This window comes from Herbaspirillum sp. SJZ099 (assembly GCF_007828355.1).
GTDB lineage: Bacteria > Pseudomonadota > Gammaproteobacteria > Burkholderiales > Burkholderiaceae_D > Herbaspirillum.
Genome location: NZ_VIUO01000001.1, coordinates 218,316 through 233,420, shown reverse-complemented (window position 1 = coordinate 233,420; position 15,105 = coordinate 218,316). Strand labels below are relative to the sequence as shown.

General features: G+C 64.1%; 13 protein-coding genes. 5 read left to right on the top strand and 8 right to left on the bottom strand.

Annotated elements, in window-relative coordinates; all coding sequences use genetic code 11:
• Window positions 1-108: 108 nt before the first annotated feature.
• The 3 genes from FB597_RS00980 (at window position 109) to FB597_RS00970 (ending at window position 3,410) form a co-directional block, all read left to right on the top strand.
• The gene (locus FB597_RS00980) at window positions 109-1,440 is read left to right on the top strand and encodes an ABC transporter substrate-binding protein (protein ID WP_144767657.1); all 1,332 of its coding nucleotides are present in this window, start codon (window positions 109-111) and stop codon (window positions 1,438-1,440) included.
• A gap of 189 nt (window positions 1,441-1,629) precedes the next feature.
• Window positions 1,630-2,529 carry a carbohydrate ABC transporter permease gene (locus FB597_RS00975; RefSeq protein ID WP_141912830.1) on the top strand — a complete coding sequence of 300 codons (900 nt, stop codon included), beginning with the start codon at window positions 1,630-1,632 and terminating at the stop codon, window positions 2,527-2,529.
• Window positions 2,529-3,410 (top strand): carbohydrate ABC transporter permease, encoded by an 882-nt coding sequence (locus tag FB597_RS00970; RefSeq protein ID WP_050468896.1) that lies wholly within the window; start codon window positions 2,529-2,531, stop codon window positions 3,408-3,410. The genes FB597_RS00975 and FB597_RS00970 overlap by 1 nt, the downstream gene beginning before the upstream one ends.
• Before the next feature lie 293 nt (window positions 3,411-3,703).
• On the opposite strand, the gene FB597_RS00965 is transcribed toward FB597_RS00970, so the two are convergent.
• The 8 genes from FB597_RS00965 to FB597_RS00930 all read right to left on the bottom strand — a co-directional run bounded on the left by FB597_RS00965 (window position 3,704) and on the right by FB597_RS00930 (window position 13,497).
• Entirely contained in the window at window positions 3,704-5,014 is a 1,311-nt protein-coding gene (locus FB597_RS00965) for a cytochrome c (RefSeq protein ID WP_183405799.1), read from the bottom strand.
• Window positions 5,015-5,025: 11 nt separating this feature from the next.
• Window positions 5,026-6,807, bottom strand: coding sequence for a GMC family oxidoreductase (locus tag FB597_RS00960; protein WP_141912828.1), 1,782 nt, complete (start codon window positions 6,805-6,807; stop codon window positions 5,026-5,028).
• A gap of 2 nt (window positions 6,808-6,809) precedes the next feature.
• Entirely contained in the window at window positions 6,810-7,532 is a 723-nt protein-coding gene (locus FB597_RS00955) for a gluconate 2-dehydrogenase subunit 3 family protein (protein ID WP_141912825.1), read from the bottom strand.
• 293 nt (window positions 7,533-7,825) lie between these two features.
• Entirely contained in the window at window positions 7,826-8,593 is a 768-nt protein-coding gene (locus FB597_RS00950; RefSeq protein ID WP_144767655.1) for a dienelactone hydrolase family protein, read from the bottom strand.
• A gap of 334 nt (window positions 8,594-8,927) precedes the next feature.
• Window positions 8,928-10,319, bottom strand: a complete 1,392-nt coding sequence (locus tag FB597_RS00945; RefSeq protein ID WP_255517049.1) for an MmgE/PrpD family protein — start codon at window positions 10,317-10,319, stop codon at window positions 8,928-8,930.
• Window positions 10,320-10,390: 71 nt separating this feature from the next.
• A complete protein-coding gene (locus FB597_RS00940) occupies window positions 10,391-11,182 on the bottom strand; it encodes a transporter substrate-binding domain-containing protein (protein WP_144767653.1) in 792 nt (263 codons plus the stop codon).
• Window positions 11,183-11,344: 162 nt separating this feature from the next.
• Window positions 11,345-12,271: a MurR/RpiR family transcriptional regulator gene (locus FB597_RS00935; RefSeq protein ID WP_255517048.1), complete on the bottom strand. Its 927-nt coding sequence runs from the start codon at window positions 12,269-12,271 to the stop codon at window positions 11,345-11,347.
• A 308-nt stretch (window positions 12,272-12,579) separates the two neighbouring features.
• Window positions 12,580-13,497: a LysR family transcriptional regulator gene (locus FB597_RS00930; RefSeq protein ID WP_141912812.1), complete on the bottom strand. Its 918-nt coding sequence runs from the start codon at window positions 13,495-13,497 to the stop codon at window positions 12,580-12,582.
• A 157-nt stretch (window positions 13,498-13,654) separates the two neighbouring features.
• On the opposite strand from FB597_RS00930, the gene FB597_RS00925 reads away from it, so the two are divergent.
• Together FB597_RS00925 and FB597_RS00920 are read left to right on the top strand one after the other, a co-directional pair.
• Entirely contained in the window at window positions 13,655-14,617 is a 963-nt protein-coding gene (locus tag FB597_RS00925; protein WP_144767647.1) for an agmatinase, read from the top strand.
• A gap of 55 nt (window positions 14,618-14,672) precedes the next feature.
• Window positions 14,673-15,086, top strand: a complete 414-nt coding sequence (locus tag FB597_RS00920; protein ID WP_144767645.1) for a RidA family protein — start codon at window positions 14,673-14,675, stop codon at window positions 15,084-15,086.
• Window positions 15,087-15,105: the final 19 nt, after the last annotated feature.

The window sequence follows — 15,105 nt, the reverse complement described above, 5'->3', positions numbered from 1 at the left end:
GCAGCACACCCGCATCATCTTTAGCAATCAGTCATCGGCAAGGCAGCATCAGAACAACAATCCGCACCATAGCGGTCCGTTCCACTTTCAACCGAAGGAGTAGGAGACATGAGCAAGCTGACAAGACGCGATTTCCTGGTAAGCAGCGCCGCCGCCGCGGCCGCATCGAGCGTGGGCATGAACGCTTTCGCCGCACCCGCGGGAGCAGCCGCGGCCGACAGCATCAAGTACCCGATCGAGCAAGGCGCGACCCTGCGCATACTGCGCTGGAAGCGCTTCGTGCAGGGCGACGAAGACCTGTGGAACGCCAACGTCAAGAAATTCACCGAACTGACCGGCGTGGCCGTGCGTACCGACAGCGAAGGCTGGGAAGACGTCCGTCCCAAGGCCGCCGTTGCCGCCAACGTGGGCAGCGGCCCCGACATCGTGCTGGGCTGGTTCGACGACCCGCAGCAATACCCGACCAAGCTGCTCGACATGACCGACCTGGCCGATTCGCTGGGCAAGCGCTACGGCGGCTGGTACGACGTCTGCCGCAAGTACGGCACCAAGGACGGCAAGTGGATCGCCCTGCCCCTGGGCGTGATCGGCAACGCCCTGGTCTATCGCGAAAGCCAGATCAAGGCCGCCGGCTTTGACGCCATCCCCAAGGACACCGCCGGCTTCCTGAAGCTGTGCCAGGCCCTGAAGGCCAAGAACACCCCGGTCGGCTTCGCGCTGGGCAAGGCGGTGGGCGACGCCAACAACTGGGCGCACTGGCTGCTGTGGTCGCACGGCGGCAAGCTGGTCGACAAGAAGGGCGCGGTCGCCATCAACTCCCCCGAAACCAAAGCCGCGCTGGAATACGCCAAGCAGCTGTACGCGACCTTCGTCCCGGGCACGCTGTCGTGGCAGGATCCGTCCAACAACAAGGCTTATCTGGACGGCCAGATCAGCATGACCGCCAACGGCATCTCGGTGTACTACGCGGCCAAGAATTCGACCGATCCGAAGATGCAGGAGATCGGCAAGGATACCCAGCACGCGCACTTCCCCATCGGCCCCGCCGGCAAACCGACCGAGCTGATGCAGATCACCCAGATGATGATCTTCAAGCACACCAAGTATCCGAACGCGGCCAAGGCTTTCGTCCAGTTCATGTTCGAGCCGGACCAGTACAACCCATGGATGAAGGCATCCATCGGCTACGTCAGCCAGCCGCTCAAGGCCTACGAGAAGAACCCGATCTGGACCGAAGACCCGAAGGCCACCGTGTACCGCGACTCGGCATCGCTGATGCTGGACCACGGTCACGAAGGCCCGCTGGGCCAGGCGTCGGCGGCTTGCATGGCCGACTATGTGGTGGTGGATATGGTGGCCGAAGCGGCCAGCGGTTCCAAGACCATCCAGCAGGCCATCGACCGCGCGGCCGATCGCGCCAAGCGCTTCTACAAGGCTTGATGTTTTGCGGCCGGACCGCCGCCGCCGGCCCTGGCCGGCGCGCATCGGTCCGGCGGCATCGGCGCCGGGTCAGATTGGCGAGTTGTCAGGGCTCGCCGGCACGGCGCCGATGTCGGCTATCGCATCGAAATGAAAACAGGCATTTTCCGCCCGGAGCGATCCGGCGCGGCGACTCAACCGAGGCTTATTATGCTATCCCGTTTCCTGAATAATCGTAACGTACTGGGCATGTTGTTCATGGCCCCGGCCGTGATCCTGCTGGTGGTGTTCCTGACCTACCCGCTGGGGCTGGGCGTCTGGCTCGGCTTCACCGACACCAAGATCGGCGGCGAAGGCAGCTTCATCGGACTGGACAACTACACCTACCTGTTCGGCGACTCCCTGGCGCAACTATCGCTGTTCAACACGCTGTTCTACACCATCAGCGCCAGCATCCTGAAGTTCGGGCTGGGCTTGTGGCTGGCGGTCCTGCTCAACAAGAACGTGCCGCTCAAGACCTTCTTCCGTGCCGTGGTGCTGCTGCCCTGGATCGTGCCCACCGCCCTCTCGGCGCTGGCCTTCTGGTGGCTGTATGACGCCCAGTTCTCCGTCATCAGCTGGGCCTTGATGAAGATGGGCCTGATCGACCACTACATCGACTTCCTCGGCGACCCGTGGAACGCGCGCTGGTCGACGGTGGCCGCCAACGTCTGGCGCGGCATCCCGTTCGTGGCGATCTCGCTCTTGGCCGGCCTGCAGACCATCTCGCCCTCGCTGTACGAGGCGGCGGCCATCGACGGCGCCAAGCCGTGGCAGCAGTTCCGCTACATCACCCTGCCCCTGCTGACTCCGATCATCGCGGTAGTGATGACCTTCTCGGTGCTGTTCACCTTCACCGACTTCCAGTTGATCTACGTGCTGACCCGAGGCGGTCCGCTCAATGCAACCCACCTGATGGCCACGCTCTCGTTCCAGCGTGCGATCCCGGGCGGCGCGCTGGGCGAAGGCGCTGCGCTGGCAACCTACATGATCCCGTTCCTGCTGGCGGCCATCATGTTCTCGTATTTCGGCCTGCAACGCCGCGGCTGGCAACAAGGAGGTGACAAATAATGGCCAAGAAAAAAGACGACCAAATGGAAACCCAGGGCATGGATTTCCTCCAATCCACGCCGCGCCGCTGGGTAACCATCTACCTGCCGCTGATCATCTTCCTGTTCGTGCTGCTGTTCCCGTTCTACTGGATGGTGATCACCGCCTTCAAGCCGGATGCGGAGCTGCTGTCGCAAAGCGGCAATCCGTTCTGGGTGATCGCGCCGACGCTGGCGCACTTCAAGAAGCTGCTGTTCGATACCCAGTACCCGGCCTGGCTGCTCAACACCGTGATCGTGTCGGTGGTATCGACCTTCGCCTCGCTGGCGGCCAGCGTGTTCGCCGCCTACGCGATCGAACGCCTGCGCTTCCAGGGCTCCAAGCAGGTCGGCCTGGGCATCTTCCTGGCCTACCTGATCCCGCCGTCGATCCTGTTCATCCCGCTGGCGGCGATCGTGTTCAAGCTGGGCCTGTTCGACACCCGCTGGGCGCTGATCCTGACCTACCCGACCTTCCTGATCCCGTTCTGCACCTGGCTGCTGATGGGCTACTTCCGCTCGATCCCGTATGAGCTGGAAGAGTGCGCGCTGATCGACGGCGCCACCCGCTGGGAGATCCTGGTCAAGATCATCCTGCCGCTGGCGGTGCCGGGCCTGATCTCGGCCGGCATTTTCGCCTTCACGCTGTCGTGGAACGAGTTCATCTACGCGCTGACCTTCATCTCCTCCTCGGAAGTGAAGACGGTGCCGGTCGGCATCGTCACCGAACTGGTCGATGGCGACGTCTACCACTGGGGCGCGCTGATGGCGGGCGCGCTGCTGGGCTCGCTGCCGGTGGCGGTGGTCTACTCGTTCTTTGTCGAGTACTACGTGTCGGGCATGACGGGGGCGGTGAAGGAGTAGCATTCCCTTTCCTCTCTTCGCTCGAAGAAAACCCCCACGTCCGAAAGGGCGTGGGGTTTGTTTTTGGAGCCCATTTTTTGCGACGAAAGACACTGGGTCCCGGCCTTCGCCGGGACGACGGTATGATGCGAGACGAGGCTTAGTTATCGCCCCGTCGTCCTGGCGAAAGTCAGGACCCGGCGTCGTTCAGCGCCTCTTATTCCGGCCCATGAAAAATGCGGCCTCCCCTTTCGGAAAGGCCGCATTCTCTTCGCACTCCCGCAGGCGACATAGCGCCTGCAGGAAAACACGCCTTACTGCTTGGCGACAGTCGCCGGACCCGCCTCCATCGCTTGCTTCGGCAGCTCCTTGCGCACCTTGGCGACATCGCTGGCGCTCACGGCGCCGGCGCTGTTGCCCCAGCTGTTGCGGATGAAGGTGACGATTTCCGCCACTTCCTGATCCGACAGACGGCTGCCGAAGGCCGGCATGGCGAACTGCGTGGGCGCCTTGTGGGTCCACGGCATCTCGCCGCCGGCCAGCACGATCTTGATCAGCGAAGCCGGGTTATCGGCATTCACAGTCGCGCTTTGCGCCAGGGTCGGGAAGGTTTCCGTCCAGCCCTTGCCGCTGCTGCGGTGGCAAGCGGCGCAGTTGTTGAGGAAACCCATCGCGCCCGGACTCTGGTCGGAACCCTTGCGCAACGCCTGGTGCGTCTTGTCGTCATACGCCAGCGGCGCCACGCCTTCCTTGACCGGCTTCAACGACTTGAGGTACTTGGCGATCGCCGTCAGGTCTTCGTCGGTCATGTACTGCGTGCTGTTGGCGACCACATCGGCCATGCCGCCGAACGCTGCGGAGTGGCTGTTGCGGCCGGTCTTCAGGAAGACGGCGATGTCTTCCTCGCTCCAGTTGCCCAGGCCGTCGCGCGCGTCGCCGCGCAGGTTGTTGGCCAGATAGCCTTCAACCACGCCGCCCGACAGGAACTGCGTACTGTCGTCGGTCAGCGCCTTCTCCTGCATCCCGATGCCGCGCGGGGTGTGGCAAGCGCCGCAGTGTCCCAGGCCTTCGACCAGGTACTTGCCGCGCATGAGCGGGCTGTTGTCGTCGGCGCCGTCAACTGCGACGGCCGGCGCGAATACCTTGCGCCAGATCGACAGCGGCCAGCGCATCGACAACGGCCAGACGATATCGACGCCGCGATTGGGCGTCGGATCGGCTTGCACGCCGTTCATGAAGTAGGCATACAGCGCCTTGACGTCGGCCGGCTTGACCTTGGCGTAGGACGGATACGGCATGGCCGGGTACAGCGACGCGCCATCCTTGCGGATGCCGTGGCGCAGGGCCTTGTCGAAGTCGTCCTCGCTGTAGTTGCCGATGCCGTGCTCCTTGTCGGGCGTGATGTTGGACGAGTACACGGTGCCGATCGGGGTTGCCATCGGCAGGCCGCCGGCGAAGGGCTTGCCGCCCTTGGCCGTGTGGCAGGCCACGCAGTCGCCGGCCTTGGCCAGGTACTCGCCGCGCTTGACCAACTGCTGGTCCGCCGGAGCGTTTTGCGCCGAGGCGGCAGCCGCGGACAGCGTCATGACTGCCGCGCAGGCGGCGATGAAATAGTGCTTGATCATGTTCGTTATCCTTATGCCTGAACCAGCGGACCGGGGTTTTTCAGATACTGCTCGCGGATCGCCTTGGCGGAGTGATACGCCAGCGCCGTGACCAGGCCGGTCGGGTTGTAGCCCATGTTCTGCGGGAACGCCGAAGCGCCGTAGACGAACACGTTGGGCACGTCCCAGCTTTGCAGGTACTTGTTGACCACGCTGTTCTTCGGGGTAGTGCCCATGATCGCGCCGCCGGTCAGGTGGGTCGACTGGTACACGCGGGTGTCCCACGACGAGCCGGTCTTGCGCACGGCCTTGACGACCTTCTCCGGGTTCATCGCGTGGCCGACCTTTTCCATCTGGTCGGCGATGTAGGTCAGCATCTTGCCTTCGTTTTCCTTCCAGTTCAGCGTCAGGCGCAAGAGCGGCTGGCCGTTGGCGTCCTTGTAGGTCGGATCCAGCGACAGGTAGCAATCGCGGTAAGCCATCACCGAACCGGACATGCCGATGGTCAGGGTGCGCTGGTAGGCGTCCTGCACGCTGCCCTTCCATTCCGATCCCCAGCTGGGCACCTTCTCGCCCGGCATGGTGCCGGTCTGCTTGATGGGGCGGCCGCCGTAGCGCACGTGGCGGATCGAGGCGCCGCCGATGAAGCCCAGCGGACCGTGGTCGAACTGGTCGGCGTTGAGGTCGTCCATGCCGACGCCGCCGGCGCCGGTGCCGATGAACGGGTTGAACTGGGTGCCCTTGGGCATGACCACGTTGATGCCGCCGTTGTACTGGTAGGCGAAGTTCTTGCCCACCACGCCTTCGCCGGTGACCGGGTCATACGGCTTGCCGATGCCCGACAGCAGCAGCAGGCGCACGTTGTGCGTCTGGAACGCGGTCAACAGCACCAGGTCGGCCGGCTGCTCGACCTCGCGGCCTTGCGAGTCGATGTAGGTAACGCCGGTGGCGCGCTTGCCGGAAGCATCGAGGTTGACCTTGATCACCTGCGCCTTGGTGCGCAGCTCGAAGTTCTTGCGCTTCAACAGCACCGGCAGGATAGTGGTCTGCGGCGAGGCCTTGGAATACATGTAGCAGCCGTAGTTTTCGCAGAAGCCGCAGTAGTTGCAGGGGCCGATGCGCACGCCATAGGGGTTGGTGAACGGCTCGGAGGCGTTGGCCGCCGGCGCCGGATAAGGATGGTAGCCGACGTCGCGCATGGCCTTTTCGACCAGCGAGGCGCTGTACTGGTATTGCAGCGGCTTGGTCGGGAATTCGTCGCTGCGCTCGCCTTCCAGCGGATTGCCGCCTTCGACGATCTTGCCCTTGAGGTTGCCGGCCTTGCCCGATACGGCCATCACCTTCTCCGAGAAATCGTAGAACGGCTCCAGTTCCTTGTAGGTGACGCCATGGTCCTGGATGGTCATGTCTTCGGGGATGAATTTCTTGCCGTACTTCTGCTCGTGGTGGCTGCGCATTTCCAGCTCTTCCGGCAGGTTGCGGTACATCATGCCGTTCCAGTGGAAACCGGCGCCGCCGACGCCGTCGCCCAGCAGGAAGGAGCCGTGCTGGCGATACGGCACGGCCACGTCGGCCACGCCGTGGCGGATGGTCACGGTCTCGCGCGAGAGGTCCTGGAACAGCGCGCCGCGCACCGAGTATTTCAGTTCGTCGACCGCCTTCGGATAGGGGGTATCGGTATTGGTGTCGCGCATGTCGCCGCGTTCCAGCGCCAGCACGTTCAGGCCCGCTTCGGTCAGCTCCATCCCCATGATGGAACCGGTCCAGCCCAAGCCCACCATCACCACATCTACTTTGTCTTTTTTGATTGCCATGATCAGCCCTTTTCTCCCAGAATCGACACAGGGCCGTATGGATATTTCACGTTGTACTGGTCGACCCAATCCAGGTAGTCGGCGCGCGCGCCGGGGAAGCCGACCATCTTCCAGCCGCCCATTTTCTGGTTGCCGCCGTACATCGGGTCGGCGAAGTAACCTTCCTTGGTGTTGCCCAGCATGAAACTGAAGAAAGTCTTGGCGGGCACGGTCTCGAACGTAATCTTGCCGGCTTCCATCTGCTTCAGGACCTCGACCTGCAGCTTCTTGTCCAATTCGGCGAACACCTTGCCGTGGTTCTTGGTGCACCAGTCGTTGGCGGCGGCGATGCCCTGGCGGTAGATGTCGCGCGGCACCAGCGAGAGCTGGTAGCCCAGTTCGGGCACGCTGTCCGGATGGAACGGGCCTTGCATGTACCACAGCTTGCCGGCGCCGTAGGGCGTTTCCATCTGGCGGTCGATGAACTCGGGCACGCCGGTCTCGAGCGCGCCCGCGCCGTACTGGTCGGAGGGAATCAGGTGGTCGACCGCGGCATTGATGAATGCCCATTCGGCGGCGTTGAAATAGGTCGGGGTATAAGCGCGCGGCTTGCCCGGTTCGGAGTTGTCGGCGATGGCCGGCTGGCTGACTGCGACTGCGGTGGCGCCGCCTAGCGTACTGGCTGCTGGGACGATCGCCAGTACCTGACGCAGAAAGCGCCGCCTCGGCTCTTTATCTTGTGACATGACTTTCCTTTGGACTGTGGTTTGAGGAGAGAGGTATTGCCGGGCACTCTTCCATTTGCAAACGTCGGGATGAACACGCCCCGGCGGCTGCGAATGGCAGTTGCCTCTTGTGGCGCCGCGGCTCGGGCCGGCAAAGCCGGAGCGATGGCGCTGTTTGGTTTGCGATCATGGCATCGCGCGAAAAGCTGTGCACTTGGCTTGCTGGTTTCGTCATGAAAACAACTGGCTGAAAAAGCGGGAAACCGGTCACATATGGCCAGCCGGTTTCAACATCGACACTTGCATCGATACTTTTAAGCGAACAACTCGCCGAAGAAGTTCTTCAGCGCCACCGAGGCACGCTCGGCGGTCTGGCGGTGATAAAAGAAACCCGGACTGTTGGAATCCGGGTCGGTGAATGAATGGCCGGCCTGGCCGTAATTGACCAGTTGCCAGTCGATCCTGGCGGCGTTCATCTCGTCGATGAAGCCATTGACCTGTTCGCGCGGCACGGACGGATCCTGCACGCCGTGCAGCACCAGCACCGCTCCCTTGATCTTGCTGGCGTCGGGCGCCGGGCTCGACAGGGCGCCATGCAGCGACACAGTGCCGCGCACGTCGGCGCCGGAGCGCGCCAGTTCCAGCGCGGCGGTGCCGCCGAAGCAGAAACCGCAGGCGCCGAACCTGTCGGCGGCGATCCGGACTTTCTGTTGATTGCGGAAGACTTCCAGCGCAGCGTTCATGCGCTTGCGCAGTTCGGCGCGATCCTGCTTGAGCGGGCCGATGACCGCCACCGCCTCATCGGGGTTGGCCGGCCGCACATGCTTGCCGTAGACGTCCGCCACGAACACGGCATGCGCCGCGCCGATGGTGGTAGCGGCGATTTCGAGCGCCTGCTGGCGCACGCCGAAATAATTGGGCACAGCCAGTATGCCCGTGGCAGGCGGCGCGGCCTTGTTGAACAGGAGGATGCTTTCGTATTCGACGCCATCGGTCGAATGGGGGATGATTTCAATGGCGAGGTCGGCAACGGCAATGCCGAATTTCTCGGCGATCGCGGCTGCATTCCAGGACTGGGGCATGTTCTGGCTCCTTTGATGGCAGTGGCCGGCGGCATGGCCGCGGCGGCACGGAGGAAACTTATTGATTTATTGGCGCGGCAACAAGTACAAAAACAAGTGCAAAAGATGCAATATCCCTTGTACATAACTCGCTATGTTCGCACAAACAATGCAACTTTGCAGGAGGTCATACCAGTTGTCGCCAGGAAAATACGATAGCTTGCCATACATTCCTCCTACATACCCCAGCCAGCAAAGGCGCTTGCCCGTTTTTTAACTGCGAGCAACAAATGCTTTACTGCACCATTGGCTGTGACCACACTTTCAGCCATCCGACCCGCCTTTGTCAAATGGTTCAAGCGCGGAACAATCCGCGCACCGACCCGCAAGACGCCAGCGAGCGCAAACGCGCCAGCCAGTCGTCGGACGACGCCAGGCCGGCGAAACGCAGGCATCCCAGGAACTTGGCATCGAGTTCTTCGGCACTGAGCGGATAACGCGCGGCGCCGCGCGCGAAATCGCGGAATGCCTGCACCACCCTGCCGTCGCGCAATGCGATGCTGACTTGCGCACCTTCCGGCGCGGCCGCCCGGCGCCCCGCATCTTCCCAGTACGCACCGCTGGTCATGCCGACCTTCGCCATCAATTCCCGCAGGCGCGGGTCTGCCAGCGTCGCGGCCGACAAATGTTCCAGCCCGACCGTGCCATGCAACAGCGAAACGGCCACTGCGAACGGCATGCTGAACTGCGCCTGTTGCGGCGTGGCCGGATCGTCATGGATCAGGTTGGCGATGACGATCGGCGGCACGTCGCAGGTGATCGTCGCGATCTCGCCGGCATCGATGGCATGCATATGCGCCAGCGCCATGACCGCGTCCACCGCCGCATGCGAAGACAGGCAGAGCGGAATGCGCTTGATGTCCACGCCCGGGTTGTGCAGCGCCCAGCGCATGCCCAGCATCTCCACCGCCTGCGCATCCCAATGGCCGCCATTGAACAGCCGCGCGAAACCGTTGCGATGCTCAACGGCATCGGTGGGGCCGCTGGCGCCGAGCTGCGCCATGAACGCGGCGGTCACGCCGGCCTCTGCCGCGCGCCCGGCGAGGAAGGCCTTGGCGTCGGTGCCGAAACAGGCCTTGATGCCGGCCGCCCCGGACAGCGCCAGGCCCAGCGCCGCCGCGGTTTGCCGTTCATCCAGCCGGAGCAGCCGCGCCGCCGCCGCGCATGCGCCCACCGGCCCCAGCACGCCGGTCGTCCACCAGCCCTGGTCGTACAGCACATTGGCGCTGGCCAGGCCGAGCGCATACTCGCACTCGGCGCCGGCCACCAAGGCCACCACCAGCTCGCGGCCGCTGGCATCGGCATGCTGGGCCGCCGCCAGCGCGGCCGGCACGATCACCGCCGAACCGTGGACGAAACCGGCATAACAGTTGTCGTCGAAATCCAGCGCGTGGGCCGCCACACCATTGGCAAAGGCGGCCTGCCTGGCATCGGCCTGCAACGCCGTACCGATGATGTTGCACATGCCAAGGTGGCTGCCCATGCTGCCCATGCCGGCCAGCGCGCGCGCATGGGCGGCGACCCTGGCGGCGGAACCGGCGGCGATCACGCCGACGGTATCGATCAGGCAATCTTGCGCAACGCTGCGAACGTGCGCAGGGATGTCGCCCTCCTCAAGCTGCGCGATCCACCGGCTCATCACGGTGATCGCGCCGCGTCCTGTCCCCTGCCCCGTTGTTTCCTTCACGCCTGTTCCTCCCGACAATAAAAACGGCCGGCCGCGTCGGCGGCCGGCCGGTGCACATCACGCGGGCAGGCTCAGTCCGGCAACTGGCCGGCCGGCGCCCCCAGCCAGGTCTGCGAGAACTTGTCGATGGTGCCGTCGGCGCGCGCTTCGCGGATGATCATATTGATCTTCGCCAGCAACGTCGATTCGCCCTTGGGCATGGCCACATAGCATGGCGCATTGGCCAGGATCACCTTCAGTTCCATGTCCAGCGAAGGGTTCATCTTTTGCAGCGCGGCGGCAACCGTGGTTCCGGTCGCGAACATCTGGGTCTGCCCGGCCAGGAAGGAAGACAGCGTCGCGTTGTTGTCTTCGAAGCGTTTGACGACCGCGCCTGGCGCCATCTGTTCCAGCTCCTGGTCCTGCATCGAGCCGCGTGTGACCGAGATGGTCTTGCCCTTGAGTTCGGCGAAGCTGCTGGCCTTCACATTCTTGCCGCCGAACACCGCGTCGAAGAATGGCGCATAGGCGATGCTGAAATCGACTACCTTGGCGCGCTCGGCGGTCTTGCCCAGCGACGAGATGGTGATGTCGGCCTTGTTGGTTTGCAGGTAGGCGATGCGGTTGGGCGCCGTCACCGGAACCAGCTCGACCTTGACGCCCAGTTTGCTGCCGATCAGGTTGGCCATGTCGATGTCATAGCCGCGCGGCCGCATGTCGGTGCCGACCGCGCCATAGGGCGGATAGTCGGTGGGAACGGCCACGCGTATCGACTTGCGCGACATGATGGTCTGGTACAGGTCATCGGCCAATGCGTTGGCCGAAGAAAAGCAGGCGGCGGCCGCGGTGAGGCCGATCAGGGCGAGTAGCGGGCGGCGTTTCATGGGTGATCCTTTCTGAAGATATGGCTCAATGCGAGGTGCGCGCTGCAAGGCGCACCGGCGTGGTTCGAGAAATCCCGGCGCCTGTTGCGGCGCCATTTTTTGTCGGCCGCATGTCTCGCGCATGCGCCGCTCCGGTAAATTCGTATTCGCCGATCCGCGGCGTCATGCGCCGCGCTTGGCGGGAGCCTTTGCGCGCGGCGCCGGCGCGGCGTCGGCCTGCATGCCCCACCATTCCCCCACGCCCCACAGTTTCTTTTCCGTGTCGGCGATCTGCGACTTGATGTTGATCCGGGAAGTGGCGGCCATCAGCGCCACCAGGATTTCCGCCACCAGGAAGGCCGGCAGCAGCGTGTCGAAAAACGAAGGCCCCTTGTTGGGCACCAGGATGCTTTCGGTGGCGATGCGCGCCAGCGGCGAACTGGCGCTGTCGGTAATCACCACCAGCTTGACGCTGGCCTTTTCCAGGTGCGTGGCGATCGACATGGCGCGGCGCGAGTGCGGCGCCATGCTGCAGATCAGCGCCACGTCGCGCGAGGAAGGCTGGTGCATGACCTTCATGATCCCGCTCTCGCCGGCCCCGTCCACCAGAGTGACGTTGCGCGCGAAGTATTCGCATACATGGGCGAACTGGAAAGCCACCGGGAAGGAACCGCGCAAGCCGAGGCAAAAGATCTCGCGCGCGGAAGACAGCAGCCTGGCCGCGCGCACGATGGACGACATGGTCTCGCCCGCGCACAGCGACTGGATCTGGGCCGTGGCGTTGTGGGCCAGATCCATCGCCAGGCCGGCTTCGCCGATGCGCTGGTTCAGCTCGACCAGGCCCTGGGCGCGCGAACCGAATTCATTGCCGCGGGCGCGCAGGCTGCTCTTGAAGACATCGCGGATGGCGTCATAACCGTCCAGCCCCAGCGCCTTGGCAAAACGCGTCATGGTCGACGGCGGCACTTCGGCCAGCCGCGCCTGTTCGCGCATGGACAGCACCGCCACTTCGTGCGGATTGTCCAGCACGAAGGCCGCCACCTGGCGTGCCTGGCGCGGCAGGCTGTCGAAGCGTTCCTTGATGAGGGCGGTCAGCGATGGCTGGTTCACGATAGGTTGGCGGCTGGCTGGATGATGCCAACCATTGAGCAACATATGTGCCAATCGATTCTACAAACGGTTCAAACGAACCATTTTCATGCCGATGCGACATCCCCCCGCGATCCGTTTGCATGGGCGTTTGTCTGGCTAAGTCGCCAAACCATTTCGGCACAAACGGTACAAAAATGGCCGGATCAATGTTCCGTCGCCAGCGGGCCTACGCCAGGACGGCACGGCCTGGCGCCGGCAAAACGCCCCAGCATGGTTAGCCGTGCGATCGGGTTCGCCCCATTTTGGCGTGCGCGGGAAGCGCCGGATTACGCGGCGGCGAGGGCGCCTGCAGAACGCGCGTGGAATTCCTTGAGGATGGACAGGAACAGGTCGACCCGATGGGTGGACGGGCGAACCGGGTCGGTCACCGCGCAAATGGTGTGGTGGAAGGTAGGGCTGCCGCGGCGCGCGCGCAACGCGTAGCGCTTGCCGATCAGTTGCGCGTAGTGCGTAGGCAGCAGGCCGACATAGTCGCCGGTGGCCACCAGCAGCGCGATGGCTTCCAGTCCGCCGGCATCGGGCCCGCGCACGTAGCCGCCCCCGGCCAGCACCGCCTCCACATAAGGATGCGGGCGATGCACCAACGGCAACTCCCTGGCGCCGCCGCGCCCGGCTTTACCCTCCCGCCCCTCTGGGCGGATGGCGCCGTAGATGCGGTGGCTTTCGGCAAACAGCGGCAAGTAGTCGAACTCATCGTCGCCGGGGTAACGCCCGCGGATGGCGATGTCGACGCGATGCTCGCGCAGCGCCTGGTTCAGTTCCGGGAAGGTCATCACCTCGATGCGCGGCTGCACCTTGGGCGCGCGCCGCTTGAGCATGGCGATGGCTTGCGGCAGCTTGCAGTCCGGATGGCCCAGCGCATGCTCGACCACGCCCAGCGCCAGCGGGCCGGACAGCACGCCATGCACGGCATCGATCTCGGGCCGGATGCGCTCCAGCGAGCGCAGCGCGCTGGTGGCCAGCTTGACCGCCACCTCGCCCTCCGGCGTCAGCCTGAAGCCGGCCGGGCCGCGCTCGCACAAGCGCACGCCAAGGCGTTCCTCGACCTCGCGCACATGGCGGCTGATGGAGGCCTTGGACATATGCAGCGACTTCTCGGCCGCGGAGAAACCGCCCGCCTCGGCGACGTTGCAAAACACCCGCAGCGAGCGCAGGTCGCGTTCATCGAGGTCGAGTCGGAGCATGGGATTGGTTTTTCATAAAGTCTTGAAAAATGGAACTATACCTCCAAAAGAATCATTTTCCATGCGCCATGGCAATCGCTACAGTGCATTCGAAACGGCACGCCGCAACGCCCGCCCTCCCGGACTATTACCGCCTCTTACCCCAAGGATGCCAGCCATGGAACAACTCATCGTCCCGCCGCGCAGCGGCCACAAGACCCTGCTTTACTCGGAACCGGTCGCCGACTTCACCGACCTGAAGTGCGACATCGCCGTGCTGGGCATGCCCTTCGGCGCCGCCTACAGCCCGCGCCAGTACAGCAACGACCAGACCAACGCGCCGCAGGCGCTGCGCGACCTGAGCGACCGCATGGTGCGCCATCCCACGCATTACGACTTCGACATCGATGGCCCGCTGCTGCAGGAGCGCGACGACATCCGCTTCGTCGACTGCGGCGACGTCATGCCCGACCTGGGCGATCCCGAAGCCCACAAGCGCCGCGCCGAAACCGCCATCCGCCAGATCGTGCGCGGCGGCGGCATGCCCATCGTGCTGGGAGGCGACCACGGCATCACCAACCCGGTGCTGCGCGGCTTCGATGAAGTCGGCCCGGTGACGCTGGTGCATATCGATGCCCACCTGGACTGGCGCGATGAAGTCAACGGCGTGCGTGACGGCCTCTCCAGCGTGATCCGACGCGCCTCCGAACTGCCCTTCATCAAGCACATCGTGCAGATCGGCCTGCGCGCGCAAGGCAGCGGCCGTCCCGCCGACTACCGCGCCGCCAGGGAATGGGGCGCCGACCTGGTCAGCGCCTACGAATTGCACGACATCGGCATGGACGCGGTGCTGGCGCGCATCCCCGACGGCGGCAACTATTACCTGACCATCGACGCCGACGGCCTGGACTGCGCCATCATGCCGGCCGTCGATGGCCCCGCGCCCGGCGGCGTGACCTTCCTGCAGGCGCGCAAGCTGATCCACGGCCTGGTGAAGAAAGGCCGCGTGGTCGGCATGGACATCGTCGAGATCCAGCCGGCCAAGGACAACGCCAGCAAGATCAGTTGCGTAACCGCCGGCCGCCTGATCGTCAACCTCATCGGCGCCACGATCCGCGCCGGGTATTTCGACAAGAAATAAGCAGCCTTTCAACCACTCATTCACCCACTCACCCACTCACCCATCGGGAAAAGACATGGCACACACACGCATCCGCAAGTTCAACACCAAGGCCACCTATCCGGAACAGAAGATCGACAACGACCTATGCCAGGCCGTGGTGGCGCGCGGCACCATGGTGTTCTTGCGCGGCCAGATCGGCCAGGACCTGGACACCTCCGAGAGCGTCTGCATCGGCGACGTCCGCGGCCAGACCGAACAGGCGATGAAGAATATCGACATGCTGCTCAAGGAAGCCGGCAGCAAGCTGGAGCACATCTGCAAGGTCACCATCTACATCTCCGACCCGCGTTTCCGCGAAGACGTCTACCTGGTGGTCGGCAGGTGGCTGAAGGGGGTGTTCCCGGTCTCCACCGGCATCGTGGTGACCGCCTTTGCGCGGCCGGAATACCTGGTGGAAGTCGATGCCACGGCGGTGATCCCGGATTAAGGGCGAGATCAAATCATGG